The 14,045-nt window shown below is 44.3% G+C and carries 10 protein-coding genes; 4 read left to right on the forward strand and 6 right to left on the reverse strand.

The annotated features are described in order from the left end of the window. Nucleotides 1-22: 22 nt before the first annotated feature. Genes NWE91_08770 through NWE91_08780 form a run of 3 tightly spaced genes read right to left on the reverse strand, consistent with a single transcriptional unit; the run spans nucleotide 23 to nucleotide 2,563 of the window. Nucleotides 23-1,213: a DUF72 domain-containing protein gene (locus NWE91_08770; protein ID MCW3986479.1), complete on the reverse strand. Its 1,191-nt coding sequence runs from the start codon at nucleotides 1,211-1,213 to the stop codon at nucleotides 23-25. Between the two features lie 16 nt (nucleotides 1,214-1,229). Continuing rightward, a complete protein-coding gene (locus tag NWE91_08775) occupies nucleotides 1,230-2,072 on the reverse strand; it encodes a phosphoribosylaminoimidazolesuccinocarboxamide synthase (protein MCW3986480.1) in 843 nt (280 codons plus the stop codon). 5 nt (nucleotides 2,073-2,077) lie between these two features. Then, the gene (locus tag NWE91_08780; GenBank protein MCW3986481.1) at nucleotides 2,078-2,563 is read right to left on the reverse strand and encodes an AIR carboxylase family protein; all 486 of its coding nucleotides are present in this window, start codon (nucleotides 2,561-2,563) and stop codon (nucleotides 2,078-2,080) included. A gap of 346 nt (nucleotides 2,564-2,909) precedes the next feature. Here NWE91_08780 and NWE91_08785 point away from each other — a divergent pair, with 346 nt between their 5' ends. After that, nucleotides 2,910-4,547, forward strand: a complete 1,638-nt coding sequence (locus NWE91_08785; GenBank protein ID MCW3986482.1) for a DUF885 domain-containing protein — start codon at nucleotides 2,910-2,912, stop codon at nucleotides 4,545-4,547. Here NWE91_08785 and NWE91_08790 read toward each other — a convergent pair. Next, nucleotides 4,544-6,970, reverse strand: coding sequence for a VWA domain-containing protein (locus tag NWE91_08790; GenBank protein MCW3986483.1), 2,427 nt, complete (start codon nucleotides 6,968-6,970; stop codon nucleotides 4,544-4,546). The two genes, NWE91_08785 and NWE91_08790, sit on opposite strands and share 4 nt — an antisense overlap. Nucleotides 6,971-7,131: 161 nt before the next feature. On the opposite strand from NWE91_08790, the gene NWE91_08795 reads away from it, so the two are divergent. From NWE91_08795 to NWE91_08805, 3 genes are all read left to right on the forward strand, one after another. Beyond that, entirely contained in the window at nucleotides 7,132-8,511 is a 1,380-nt protein-coding gene (locus tag NWE91_08795; protein MCW3986484.1) for a TldD/PmbA family protein, read from the forward strand. 5 nt (nucleotides 8,512-8,516) lie between these two features. Next, a complete protein-coding gene (locus tag NWE91_08800; GenBank protein ID MCW3986485.1) occupies nucleotides 8,517-9,899 on the forward strand; it encodes a TldD/PmbA family protein in 1,383 nt (460 codons plus the stop codon). A 147-nt stretch (nucleotides 9,900-10,046) separates the two neighbouring features. After that, on the forward strand, nucleotides 10,047-11,729 hold the full coding sequence (locus NWE91_08805; protein ID MCW3986486.1) for a methylmalonyl-CoA mutase family protein: 1,683 nt from the start codon (nucleotides 10,047-10,049) through the stop codon (nucleotides 11,727-11,729). Nucleotides 11,730-11,964: 235 nt separating this feature from the next. Here NWE91_08805 and NWE91_08810 read toward each other — a convergent pair whose 3' ends face one another. Both NWE91_08810 and NWE91_08815 read right to left on the reverse strand, forming a co-directional pair. Next, a complete protein-coding gene (locus tag NWE91_08810) occupies nucleotides 11,965-13,137 on the reverse strand; it encodes a pyridoxal phosphate-dependent aminotransferase (protein MCW3986487.1) in 1,173 nt (390 codons plus the stop codon). A gap of 122 nt (nucleotides 13,138-13,259) precedes the next feature. Then, entirely contained in the window at nucleotides 13,260-13,880 is a 621-nt protein-coding gene (locus NWE91_08815) for a winged helix-turn-helix domain-containing protein (protein MCW3986488.1), read from the reverse strand. Between the last annotated feature and the right edge of the window lie 165 nt (nucleotides 13,881-14,045).

Raw genomic sequence — 14,045 nt, forward strand, 5'->3', positions numbered from 1 at the left:
CTTCTCTCTACACCTCAAAGTTTTAGGCTATGGGCTTAAATTCCCATTTCTCCCGTTCCCTCGCTATCTGCTTCATAATCCCTACTGCCTTCTCTTTCGAAATACTCATCATAACCTTGCCAACATGCTTGCAGAATTGTTTTGCGGGTGCACATCGACTCCAATCTGCACAGTCATGAAGCATCACGCGTTTTTTGATATCAAGGGAGAAATGGTAGTTGCGAATTGATGCCTTAACAAGGTCGTCTGAGACTTCTTCAATTCTAACCTCTCTATCGCTGATGCCTTTTGCTCGTTTAATTCTACCTTTATCCATGAACGTACTAAGCAGCTTCTCGAAACTCATCTTCTCAATCTCCTCAGGTATATACGCCGCCAATGTCATACCTCGCTCTTTCATCTTTTTCTTTGCTGCCACCTCAGCCTTCCTGAAGTATTTTTCAATACTCACCTTAGCGTCTCTCTTCTCCTCCGTCAACTCACCAATCATCTCTGTAAATTGAAGACAATTCTTAACAGCATACCCATGATAATGATTATTAAAATAACCAAAAACCTTCTCAGCTTGCCCTTCCGCCTCCTTGATCTTCTCCACCCACGGCTCAAGCTCGCTTGGCTCATAAAGATAATAGTACCAAGGACGCTCCCCACGTCCATGCCACCTCACATAAGCAATGTCCGAAGTGACTTTCACGATAGATGGCAGCAAAGGCTCATCAACAACAGTGTACGCTGCGTCATACTGCTCTAAAAGCCTCCATGTCTCTTCTCTTAGCCACGACTCATGCCGAAACTCAACCGCAAGTCTAAACTCAGACGGAAAAATTGCGAGAAAGCTTTCCAACAAAGCAACATCATATTTCAAGCTTGGAGGTAACTGTGCAAGAAGACAGGCGAGCTTACCGCCAAGTTGTAAGGGCTGCATCAAATCGCAAAACCTTCTTAGCTCGGATCCTACCGATTTAGGGTCAAGCTTGCCTTTATGAGTAATTTGCTTGGGCAGTTTCGCTGCAAAAACAAAATCTGACGGTGTGTACCTGAGCCAGCCCATCACCATACCTTTACTGGGAAAGCGGTAGAAAGTGGAATCGATTTCAGCAGTCTTGAAAACCTTCGAGTAAGCCCTTAGTTTGCTTTCTCCATGCATCTTGTAAAAAGGTCCAACCCAATCCTTATAAGACCACCCAGAAGTGCCGAGAAAAATCTTACGCATTGGCAAACAACCGAGCCTAGAATTTTCTGCCAGTCAACCGCTCATAAGCCTCAACATACTTCCTTGAAGTCTCAAGAACTACATGCTCTGGCAGTCTTGGCGCGGGAGGCTGCCTGTTCCACCCAATTGACGTAAGATAGTCGCGCACATATTGCTTATCAAAGCTCGGCTGGCTTTTTCCAACTTCGTATTTCTCCTTTGCCCAAAACCTAGACGAGTCAGGGGTCAGCAGCTCGTCTATGAGGATGAGCTCGTCGTCGAGGACGCCGAACTCCATCTTTGTATCTGCCACTATAATGCCGTTGACTTCCGCCTTCCGGGAAGCCTTTTCATAAATCTTTAAGCATACGTCTTCAATTTTTCTAACCATATCTCCTCCAATTTTCTTCGCTACCTCTTCATCTGTCATTTCCATGTCGTGCCCCACTTCTGCTTTTGTTGTAGGAGTTAAAATGGGGTTAGGCAGCTTTTCAGCTTTTTTCAATCCCTTAGGCAGGTTTGTTCCGCAGATGGGCTTGCCTTTTCTGTAGTTTTCCCATGCTGAGCCATAGAGATATCCTCTTACGACGAATTCAACTTTTATTGGTTTAGTCTTTTTTACTAGAACTGTTCGCGGGTCAACCACTTCTAGAATGTGGTTTGACACTATGTCTTTTGTTTCGTTGAACCAGTAGGCTGAGAGTCTGCTGAGGGCCTCACCTTTGTAGGGGATGCCATTAGGGAGAACCACGTCGAAGGCGGAGATGCGATCAGTGGAGACAATTAACAGTTTTTTACCTAGGTCGTAAAGGTCTCTAACTTTTCCCTTTTTGAAGGATGAAAGTGGAAGATGTGTGTTGAGGACGACGTCGAAGCTCATTTATTTTAATCCCGCTCTAGCCTTTGAGCTTTAGCCCTTTCTTTGAGTCTTCGCATGTAAGCCTCAACTTTTCTCTGCAAGCTCCTGTCAAAGAGCGCGAGAATCTTTACGGCCGCGAGGGCGGCGTTTTCAGGTCTAGGAACATAAGCCACCGCAACACCTTGAGGTGTTACTGCTGAAGAAAAGAATTTGGCCCACCAAAACTTTTCTGAGTCAGGCGGACAGGCAATGACTGGATACTTTGAGGCGCCAGCCACAACTCCTGATAGAGCATCCGACAAGCCAGCAACTGTTATAAAAACCACGTGCCCGCTTAAATTCTCGTATTTTTCAACTTCTTCTAACAGTATTTTGGGAGTTTTGTGAGCAGACGCGATTACGTGTTCGCATTTTAAACCAAAACCTTCTTCTTGCAGGAATTTGTTGATGCGAGAGGCAAACTCGTAATCTCTCTTCGAACCCATAAAAACAACGACTTTTCCTTGTGGCATAGTTCATATATTACACAAAAAACGATTTAAAGCTTAATGGTAGACCTTTTTCGCTTCCGTCAAGAAAGCGCACACTTGACGACTACCACTATACCCTCGATACATTGATAAAACTGACGATTCACTGAATCGAAATCCGCAATCACGACAGATAAATGCGCGTGCACATTGTCAATCGGTGGTAAAGCCCACCCTGCGCTTGAATAAGAATTCTACTAACTGATACTGTTAAGTTTGTTGACCTAGAAAGCAAAAAAGGGAAAGAATGCGGGAGATGTCTCCTTTTCTGATGGGTTAAAGCTTAATTATGAAGGCATCCTTTATTTTCGGTTAAGATGTGATAACTTTGAGTGCAGACGAAAAGTTTGATGAACTCAAAAAGGGAATGTTCGACAAGTTCTTCGAGAAAAACCCTCACTTCGCAAGCTACTTAGGCCTTCACGATCCCTATGATTATCTGCTTCCAAAAGGCGATACCGCGCACGTCCTTGGAAACCTGAAGATGCTTGAAGAATCTGTTAAACGCATGAAAGAAGCAATAGACTTCAACGCGTTAACTGATGCTAATAGGATAGACTGGCAAGTATTAGAAAAAGCTCTCGAAATGAACAAATTCGAAGTTTACAAACAACGCATGCACGAACTAAACCCCGATGCTTTCGGGGAAGTCGGCGGAATATTCTTTGCAATGGTCACCAGAGACTATGCGCCATTAGAGAAACGAATAGACGCAATCACTGCAAGACTTCAAAAACTCCCCCAATATTTAGGGGAGTTTCGGTCAAGGTTCGAAAATTCAAAACCCGTGAAGCTATGGACTGAAGTCGCCATCGAATCAGCCCAGCAAATTCCCGGTCTATTCCAATTTATAGTCGCATCGACAAAGGGCAAGGTTTCTGAGGAACTTCACGGAAGACTAGTAAAAGCCTCAATGGACTTGAAGCAGCCACTTCAAAAGCATATGCAGTGGCTTCAAGGTCTAAAGACAAAGACGACTGAAAACTGGGCTTTAGGCAAGGAAAAGTTTGAGAAGCTAGTTCAGCTACGCGATTTAGGAATGACCTCGGAAGAAATCTGCCAACTCGGCGTCAGATATCTCAAAGAGTTGAAGGAGGAGAGAGCGCGCATTGCAGCACAGATTGCACCCGGTAAAAGTGTCAAGGAAGTCATGAAAACGATTGAAGGTAACGCTCCAAAAACCTTCGAAGAAGCCTTAAGAGCGACAAGAAAGGCGATGGAAGAGGCAAAAGAATTCATAATCGAAAACAACATTGCCACCGTTTATGAAGAAGACAAGTTGATAATTGAGGAAACTCCAGCATTCTTGGCGCCCCTCATCCCTTTTGCAGCTATGATGATGCCATCAAGATTTGACAAGCCCATGATAGGGGTCTACATAGTCACTTGCCCCAAAGACATAGCAAACATCGGCAACCATTTAAACTACGCAAGCATCCGAAACACGGCCGTTCACGAAGCTTTTCCGGGGCACTTCCTTCAAGGTACAGCCTCAAACAGAAGTTCTCTTATACACATCCTTGCCAATGGAACAGAGACAATTGAAGGTTGGGCACATTATTGTGAGCAAATGATGATGGAACACGGATACGTAACAAGCTTGGAGTCCAAGATTATGCAAATCAATGATGTGATCTGGCGTGCCGTAAGGATAATTGTAGACGTTAAACTGTCACGTGGTGAGATGAGCTTCGATGAAGCTGTCGACATGTTGATAAAAGAGGCTGGAATGTCAAAGGAAGGTGCTGTTGCAGAGGTACGTCGCTATACACAAACGCCAGGCTATGCTCTCTCATACCTCCTAGGCAAACATTTGATACTACAGTTGCTAGAGGAAGTAAAGCAGAAAACGGGCGAAAAATACAACGAGAGATTCTTCCACGACACCATCACAGCAAACGGGTACTTGCCAATTTCGATGCTAAGAAAAGTGTTCGCCAAAAAAATAGCGGAACTTAAGGCTTAGTCAAACCTTCTAAGAGATGCTTCATGCGCAATTAAGCGCTGATCCTCCCCTATTTTTTCTATAATTCTCTCAACCAGTTCCGGGTCAGTAGCCAATCTGCCCACTGTATGAAGCCTTCCGTTTGTATTGGTGGCTATAAGTTCAGTTACTGCAAAGCCGTACGTTTCTCGACCGTACATGTGGGGGTTTGTGTTGATTACTATCGTGTGGATTCCTTCTTTTCTTATCATCTTGGAAACGGACAAAGCATCGTGAATGGCAAGGCCTTCGTATTCTCGAACTATTATGCGCTTTTCTTCTATGGACCGAACTTCACCAGTCTCTAAGCTTCTCACCAAGGGCACGTTGGCGCTTCCATCAGTGATAACGATCATTGCAGGTATTGTGGAAGGGGAGCGCCTTTTCGATTCTTTCAGAACTTCCCAAGCTTTTAGCATTCCAGCAGCAAGAGGCGTGTATCCACTGATTTTCAGTCCTAAAAGCTTGTTAGCCACAACTCTCAGGTTTGTGATGGGATGTTGAGCCACAACAGCTCCCGTATCTTTCAATGCCACAATTCCAACGCGATCTCTATAGCGGTAAGCATCTCCATGCAACTTTAGTATGGCTTTCTTCACAGCGTCGATGCTAAGCATCATGGAGCCACTCAAGTCTAGAACAAAAATTATCGTCATAGGTGCTTTGTAACGCCTTAGCTTTTCACGAATATCTTGAAGGCTTATATCGAGGGCGGTTTCGAGTCTTTTCTTTTTGTGTTTTTGTTTTCTTGCCGCCGCTCGGATGGTGGCTGGAAGATGTATATCTCGGGGTTTGCCGTGGGGCAATCTCCATCCACTAGTTCTGCCTCGACCGAGCGTCGTTGTAGCTTCTGCTCTTTTGCCTGCCAAACTACTTGTAGCCTTACGTGTTTTCCTTACTTTGAAAGATAGTTTTGAAAGGACGCCTGAATCCTTCGTTGAACCTTTGAAGATTTTAAAAAGAGAAAATCCTTTTTTTAGTTTAGGAGTTTTTGCTGCATGGCTGACTGATGGTATTCCCTTCATTTTCTTCAGAAAAACCTGTTTTCCTTCGTCTTTGTCATCCGCTTTGAGGGGTTTGTCGCTTTTTGCTACGGCTTTCACGCTTGGAATGTCTTTGACCTGTTTTTTAAATCTCCGCCCAAAAGCAAATATTACTTGGCCAAACAGTCTATTTATAGTAGCAAAAAATCGCGATAACCTTTTCCAAGCTTCGAATAACCCTTTGTTCTTTTCTAAGAATTCTTCAAGCTTCTTGCTCACATCGCCTTTGATGAAGACAATAGCGCGTCCCTCTTTCCTCTTCTTTTTCTTTCCCCCCGCGCCGCCTTCCTTTTGGGTTTTTTCTTCGGTTTTCGATGGCTTATAGCCCACGGCTTTTGCTGTGGTGAGGAGTGCTTGTTTGATTTCTTCTGGTGTTGCGGGTTCGAGGAATCCACCTTCTCTTGTACGATGGCTTAAGGCAAGTTCTGAGGCGATGAGAATGTCCTCTAATGAGACTTCCTTTCTACCTTCAAAAGCGGCAAGGGTAGTGGCTGCCTTGCTGATAACTATGTCAGGTCTTAAACCGTCAACCTTCAAATCTAAACAAGTCTTGCATACTGCTTCGAGGAGTTTTTCAGGTATCACAACGTCAGGAAGCATCTTTCGTGCTTGCGCAATTCTATTTTTCAATTCGTCTTGCACGGGTTCATATTTTCCAATAAAGAATTCTGGGTCTGCTTCGAACTCCAAGTTTCGCCTCACAACCTCCATTCTTCCTTCAACTGACGCTATTCTTTTGACAGTAACGGATAGTGGAAAACGGTCTAGGAGTTGAGGGCGGAGTTGCCCTTCTTCGGGGTTCATTGTTCCTATGAAAATGAAGCGTGAAGGGTGGCTTACCGAGATTCCTTCTCTTTCAACGACGTTCCATCCTGTTGCGGCAGCGTCGAGCAAATCGTCTGCGATGTGGTCGGGTAAGAGGTTGATTTCGTCCACGTAGAGTATGTTCTGGTTTGCTTCTGCCAAAATGCCGGGTTCCAAAGCTTCTACGCCATGTTTTATGGCTTTTTCAATGTCTAAGCTTCCAACCACGCGGTCTTCTGTTGCGCCCAGAGGAAGATCAACTACCCTCATCTCTCTTTCCTCTATCTGGAATTTTCCGTTTTTTTGATAGGTTGCACTGCATTTCTTGCACATGTTAGACGGGTCAGAGGGGTTGCAATTGAAAGTGCAGCCTTTCGCCACTTGTATTTTTGGCAAAACGTCCCTTAAGGCTCGAACAGCAGTGGTTTTGCCAGAGCCTTTCGGTCCTCGAATCAGCAGTCCGCCGATATTCGGGTTGACCGCGTTGATTATCATGGCAAGTTTCAGCTTATCCAGTTCAACTATGGCTGTGAAGGGAAACAGAACTCTACGTTGCAACTGTTTTCTCCGATTAATTTAAGGAATGTGGAATGATATAAGCTGTAACCTAACCTGCAATCTTGCAACTCTCAAGACAGCTTTTTGTATATCTTGCTGCAAGGGCCTGAGATTAGACTTAAATTAAGTCATGTAGAAATAAGAAAGGCGAGGACTCGAAAGTGGAGGATTTACAATTTCTAATTGACCACGGTTTATCACGAGGCGCTGACTTCGTAGAGGTAAGATACCAAAAGCGATCAAGAACGATGGCAAATGTCAAGAAAGGCGAGTTAGATAGTGCTACTTCAGGTGTTTTGGAAGGTTATGGGATTAGAGCGTTGAAAAATGGGAGTTGGGGATTCGCTGTTACAAGCTTGCTTGACCGAGCGACCCTTCTTCATAAGGTTGAAGAAGCTGTGAGACTAGCCGTAAGCTCAGCACCCGCAAAGACTACAAAGAGCGAACTCGCCACCGCTAAGGCAACAAAAATAAAAGCAGTGTCAGAAGTAAAAGATGACCCAAAAGATCATTCTCTTGAAGAGAAAATCAAACTTGCACTTGAACTCGACAAGTTTATAACAGGATATTCAAACGAGATAGCTTCAACATCAGTCAGGTACGATGAGAATTTGGTAGAAAAACGCTACATAAATTCTGAAGGTTCTGATTGTTACCTTTTCGATGTTAAACCCGAGCTTTTTATGATGGTGATTGCCAAAAAAGGCGACGTCATGACTGAAGTCTTCGAAGGAGTTTGCCGTACAGGAGGATGGGAGATCTTTAAGACAAAAGACCCTCAGGCAATGGCTAAGAGGGCATGCGAAAGAGCTGTAAGATTGCTTTCAGCAAAAGTTGTACCCTCTGGTACACATGTGGCTATTTTAGATCCTGAACTTGTAGGCTTGTTGAGTCACGAAGCTATAGGGCATACTGTTGAAGCAGATCTGGTTATCTCTGGCACCGCAGCAACTGGAAAGATTGGAGAAAAGGTGGCAAGTGACATGGTAACATTGGTTGACGATGGCACGATTCCTTGGTGTGCGGGTTGGGTTCCCTTCGATGACGAGGGAGTAGAAGGGAAAAAGACGGTAGTTATAGAGAAAGGCGTTTTGAAAAGCTATTTACACAGCCGAGAAACTGCTGCCAAATTCAACGTGGAGCCAACAGGTAATAGCCGGGCATGGAATTACCGTGATATACCTCTGATTAGAATGAGGGCAACGTATATTGAAGCGGGAGATTGGGATAGAGAAGAAATAATTCAAGACACAAAGGACGGACTTGTTCTATTCGGTTCTGGCAGTGGGCAAGCTGACAGCAACGCTGAGTTTATGTTTGGCGTTCAAGAAGCCTGCAAAATACACAACGGAGAGATTGGAGAATCTTTCAGAGGAGTAACTATTTCTGGCAGTGCTTATGCTGTGCTGAAAAGTGTAGATGCATTGGGCAAAGATTTCAGCCTTGAGTTGGGAAGAGGTTACTGTGGAAAGATGCAGATAGCTAAAGTGGACGCTGGAGGTCCAACTGTACGCTGCAAAATGCTTTTCGGCGGAGTGTGATGAAAATGGAAGTCTCAATAATTGCAGAAAAAGCTGTTCGATACGCACGAAAACTTGGGGCTGACGCTGCTGAAGCATACGTGCTAAAACAGAAAAGCATCATGGTCCATGTTGAACAGGGCACTATCTCCAATGAATCTGTCCAAGAAATTGGCGGAGTCGGGATTAGAATAATAAGAGATAATGCATGTGGCTTCTCGCATATCGACAAGCTGGCAGAAAAGAAAGTCAAGCAAATAGTTGAAAACGCCTACCACATAGCTAAAGCCAGTATTCCTGACCCCAACAATATCCTACCACATCCGAAACCTTTCCTAAAAACTGAAGGAATCTACGACAAGAGAATTGTGGATTTTCAAGTTGAAAACGTTGTGGAAATGACGAAAAACATGCTTGATGCAGCATTGAATTATGATCAACGAGTGAGAGCTGATATGGGTGGAATGGAAATTCGAGTCGAAGAGGAGGCTTTGGCAAATACTGAGGGCGTAAATGTGGTTGAAGAAGGAACATTTATGGGAGTCTTTATATGGGGTCTAGCAAGAGAAAATGGTGAAGTCACATCTATCGCAGGAGAAGAGGGTTACTCACGCCAACTAGATCTAAACGTTGAGGAGATCGGAACAACTTTTGCTGAAAAAGCAGTGAAGCAGTTTGGAGCCAAAAAAATAGATTCCTTCGAAGGCACCGTTATTTTAGATTTCGCTCCAGCGGCAGAACTGATAGGCGGGACCTTAGCCTTCGGCGTCAGAAGCGATAACGTCCAACGAAATGCAAGTCCTCTTAAAGGAAAGATTGGAAGCGAACTGGCGGTTCCACAACTGAATGTGATCGACGATGGCCTACTGGAAGGAGGGATGATGACCAAGACTTTTGACGATGAGGGTAATCCAAGAAAGAGAACGTCGATTCTGGAGAAAGGAGTTTTGAAGAACTTCCTCTTTAACACCTACACCTCAAAGAAAGAAGGAACAGAAAGCACGGGCAACGCTTCAAGAAGGCGACTAGGTTTATTCTTTGTTCCATCGTTACCATTCGAATCTCCTCCACAATTGATTCCCAGCAACCTTATCATAAAATCAAGCGACCGGACAAAAGAGCAGCTCATCGAAGAGGTTGATAAAGGAGTCCTTGTAGGGCGCTTCTCAGGCAATACAGAGCTCAGTAACGGTAACTTCTCTGGCAGCGTTAAGCAAGGTTTCTTGATTGAAAATGGAGAAATAAAGCATCCTCTTATTGGAACTATGATTTCAGGCAACTCATACGAACTTATGAAGAACATCTCTGGCATAAGCAGAGAGTTCAAAATCCTCGAGTCACGGGGAATACCATCCGTTCAAAGCCCCATAATAAGAGCCGAAAAAATGAAAATAACCGGAAAAACCTAGGACATAGTCCAGCATCCTTACGCCCCGATTTTTAACGCGACAAATTCCAAACACAAACTACAAGGCATCAAGAATATACAATAAGGAACAATGACATATCAATCTAAGAACACTCGAATATAATGACAATAGGGCGGTGAAACCAGATTGACGAACCCGCAAGATTCCAAATATCTCAAAGGGAAAAAAGAGAAATGGAAAAAAAAGACAGTAGAAAAAACTCTAACGCGTCTTCCAGAAAGAAAGAACAAGTTTCAGACCAGCTCAAACATTACCGTTGAAAGACTCTATACTCCCCTTGAAACAAAAGACTTGGACTACATTCAAGATTTAGGCTTTCCAGGCGAATATCCTTACACTCGCGGCGTCTATCCAACAATGTATCGTGCTCGATTTTGGACTATGCGGCAATACGCAGGCTTTGGGACAGCAGAGCAGACAAATCAGCGTTTTAGATACTTGCTTCATCAGGGCCAGACTGGCTTAAGCGTGGCTTTTGACTTTCCTACACAGATTGGATTGGACTGTGACTATCCTCTGGCGCTGGGTGAAGTTGGAAAAGTAGGGGTAAGCGTTGGCACATTGAAGGAAATGGAGCTTTTGTTTGAAGAGATATCTCTAGATAAAGTATCGACGAGCATGACGATAAACGCGCCCGCCGCAGTGCTTCTGGCCATGTACGTCGCCATAGCACAAAAACAAGGAATCTCCCCGTCGACCCTAGGTGGCACCGTTCAAAACGATGTTCTCAAAGAATACGTGGCTCGTGGCATGTACATTTACCCTCTTAAACCAAGCATGAAACTTGTTACGGACATTTTCGAATACTGTAGCAAGAACATGCCCCGCTGGAACACGATAAGCATAAGTGGTTACCACATTCGCGAGGCAGGCGCAACAGCGGTTCAGGAAGTTGCCTTCACTCTTGCTAATGGCATCGCTTACGTGCAAGCGGCAATTGACCGTGGCTTGAACGTAGACAACTTTGCCAGAAGACTCTCCTTCTTTTTTGCATGTCACAACAATTTTCTTGAAGAAATCGCCAAATTTCGAGCTGCCCGGCGATTATGGGCGCGTATAATGCGAGAAAGATTTGAAGCTGGAAAGCCTTCATCTTGGCAATTACGCTTCCACACACAGACCAGCGGCGTGGCGTTAACTGCACAGCAACCCCACAACAACATCGTTCGCGTTGCACTTCAAGCCCTTGCAGCAGTGCTCGGCGGAACACAAAGCTTACACACCAACAGTTTCGACGAAGCATACGCATTACCAAGTCAAAAGGCTGTAACTGTCGCTCTGCGCACACAGCAAATTATTGCCTGCGAAAGTGGTGTTGCTGACACTGTTGATCCAACAGCTGGAAGCTATTGCATTGAGGCTTTAACCACTCAGATTGAGGAAGATGCTATGCGCTACATTGAGGAAATCGACCGACAGGGAGGCGCAGTGAATGCCATAGAGAAAGGTTACATGCAGCGTGAAATTATAGAAAGCGCCTACAAATACCAGAGAGAAGTTGAGAAAAAAGACCGCACAATTGTTGGTTTAAACGAATTCATAACTGAAGAGGAAGTGCCTATCAAGATTTTGCGGGTTGACCCTGCTATTGAAATGAAAGTAGTTGAACGGTTGAGCCGCGTGAAAAAGGAAAGAAACAACCGAAAAGTCAGGGACGCTCTTGAAATTTTGCGTCATTTGGCTGAAGAGGAAACAGAAAACCTTGTGCCACCTATCTTAGAGGCTGTCAAAGAATATGCTACAGTAGGCGAAATATGCGACGTTCTACGGGAAGTTTATGGCGAATACAAGCCATTAACTATCTTTTAGTCAACCGATAAGCTATGAAGAGAGCGCAGAAGGGAAATTAAAGGAAAGAACCGCTACGAACGTACATACGGCGTTAGTTGAAGAAGCGAAAGTCCAACAGAGAAATTTTTCCTACAACGTTGGATGCTAATGGGAAAAATATTCAATTGAGTTCCTAGAAAACAGAGAGCGCTTCAATCTAAATGGCCAACTGTTTGCTAGTCATTTAGTGAGAACCGATAAAAAAAAGAAGAGTTTAGAGAGTTTGAAGTGCTTCGTCTGTCCGTGTCAAGGCTTTTTCAATGTTAGGAATAGAGTTGGCAAATGAGAATCGCATGTAGCCTTCACCATACTCGCCGAAAGCCGTGCCTGACAACGTAGCCACGCCTGCCTTATTAAGCAGAAAGTCCGGTAGTTTTCGGCTGTCCAAGTTTACTCCTTTCACGTTTGGGAAGACGTAGAACGTAGCTTGAGGTTTATTGCAGGTTATGCCCTCTATTCTGTTTAAGCCAGATACTATGACTTCGCGTCTTCCCTTTAACTCTTCCACCATCCTTTCCACCTCATCTTGAGGGCCACGTAAAGCTTCGACGCCCGCCATCTGTGAGAAGGCACAAGTGCAAGAGTTAGAGTTTATCATGAGCTGCGTGATTTTTTCCGCCAAGTTCTTTGGCATAACTCCGTAACCCAGTCGCCACCCAGTCATAGCGTATGTTTTTGAGAACCCGTCTATTATCACTGTTTTGTCTTTTATTCCTGGAAGCGAAGCAATGCTTCTATGCTCACCTTCGTAAATCATCCGACTGTACACTTCATCTGAAACTATAATCAAATCGTCTCTGTCTTTGACTTTGTCAGCGATAGCTTCCAAGTTCTCTTTTATTAACACGCCGCCTGTGGGGTTTTCTGGGAAGTTAAGAATAATCATCTTGGTTTTGTCTGAGATTTTTTCCACTGTGTCCACGGTGTCTAGTGCAAAATCGTTTTCTTCTTTCAGTGGCATGGGCACTGGTTTTGCGCCGAGGAATTTTATCAGAGATTCATATATCGGGAATCCCGGGTTTGGATACATCACTTCGTCACCCATTTCGACGCAAGCCAGTATGCTGAAGAATATTATTGGCTTGGCGCCAGGTGTCACAACAACTTCTTCAGGGTTTACTGTGATGTTTCTTGTTTCTGAGATGTGTTCTGCTATGGCTTCTCTCAGTTCAGGAATTCCAGCAGCAGGAACATAATGCGTATAGCCGGAGTTCATGGCTTTTGTTGCTGCGTCTCTGATATTTTTAGGTGTATCAAAGTCTGGCTCACCAATTTCGAGGTGGATTATTTCGCGACCTTGTTTTTCTAGGGCTTTAGCTTTTGCAAGAACCTCAAATGCGGTTTCTGTGCCTAGATCTTGCATTCTCCTCGCAAATATTGAAGACATTCCCGTTCTCTCTCCAGAGAAGACTACTAAAAGCAATAAACTATTTAACGTTTACATTTGGCAAGATGCTACGCTGATTTTGTGGGCGTTCCGCTTAATGCGCGAGCACCGCGCAGGGTTCTCTAAAGTTTAGGTTCTCTGGACTTTCTGAATAGGGCGTGCCACTCGTCTTGTTTAGTAAGGACTCTGAGGGCTTCGGCGTATATCTTTACTTTTAGGGTCTCAGCGTTTTCTACTGGTCCCTCTTTTGAGTATTTTCGGCCGGTATTCTCAAGTTGCTTGAGCATCATCAGAGCCAATTTTTCGAGGGTTGCCGGTGAGACGCCAAAGAAACGGTGTTGCAGCTGGAAAGCGATGAAGATTCCTCTTAGATTCACAATCTGCATCTGTATAAAGAATCTCTTAACATCCTTTGGTATACGATCGCAGTTTACTATGAAGAAAGCCGCTACAGGGCTGTAAAATTTCTGTAAGATGCCGTGTTCCTCGGGCTCAACTCTTTCCAAGTAAATAAGTTGAGCCTTCATCAGCAGCTTGAGGTGATAGCCAATCGCGGCTCTTGTCAGACCGAGTTCGTCGGAGAGTTGAGCCTCTGTCATAGGATGTTCGCACAGTAACTGTAAAATTTCCGTTCGCGTGAAGTCGGCGAGTAATCGGATCTTGTCGGGGGCATCTACGATGCAAACGCTCATTTTGAGGGGTTTAGACGTGCTCTGTTTTCCTCCATTATCGTTTTCATACACTTATGAAATTACATGATATTTATTCTTTAAAAATATTCACCGATATTAGATATTTAAATGATGGCAACGTTTGCGCCTGTGTCTGAACAACCAATTCGGTTGCAACCTTTAACATCTAGCTTTGGCTTTATCTTTTATTCGTGCCGTGTTTATCTAGAAAAGTTG

The sequence above is a fragment of the Candidatus Bathyarchaeota archaeon genome, from assembly GCA_026014805.1.
Classification (GTDB): domain Archaea; phylum Thermoproteota; class Bathyarchaeia; order Bathyarchaeales; family SOJC01; genus JAGLZW01.

Coding starts and splice junctions, on each gene's coding strand:
- NWE91_08770 (MCW3986479.1), bottom strand. CDS start 1,213: ATGCGTAAGATTTTTCTCGGCACTTCTGGGTGGTCTTATAAGGATTGG.
- NWE91_08775 (MCW3986480.1), bottom strand. CDS start 2,072: ATGAGCTTCGACGTCGTCCTCAACACACATCTTCCACTTTCATCCTTC.
- NWE91_08780 (MCW3986481.1), bottom strand. CDS start 2,563: ATGCCACAAGGAAAAGTCGTTGTTTTTATGGGTTCGAAGAGAGATTAC.
- NWE91_08800 (MCW3986485.1), top strand. CDS start 8,517: ATGGAAGTCTCAATAATTGCAGAAAAAGCTGTTCGATACGCACGAAAA.
- NWE91_08810 (MCW3986487.1), bottom strand. CDS start 13,137: ATGTCTTCAATATTTGCGAGGAGAATGCAAGATCTAGGCACAGAAACC.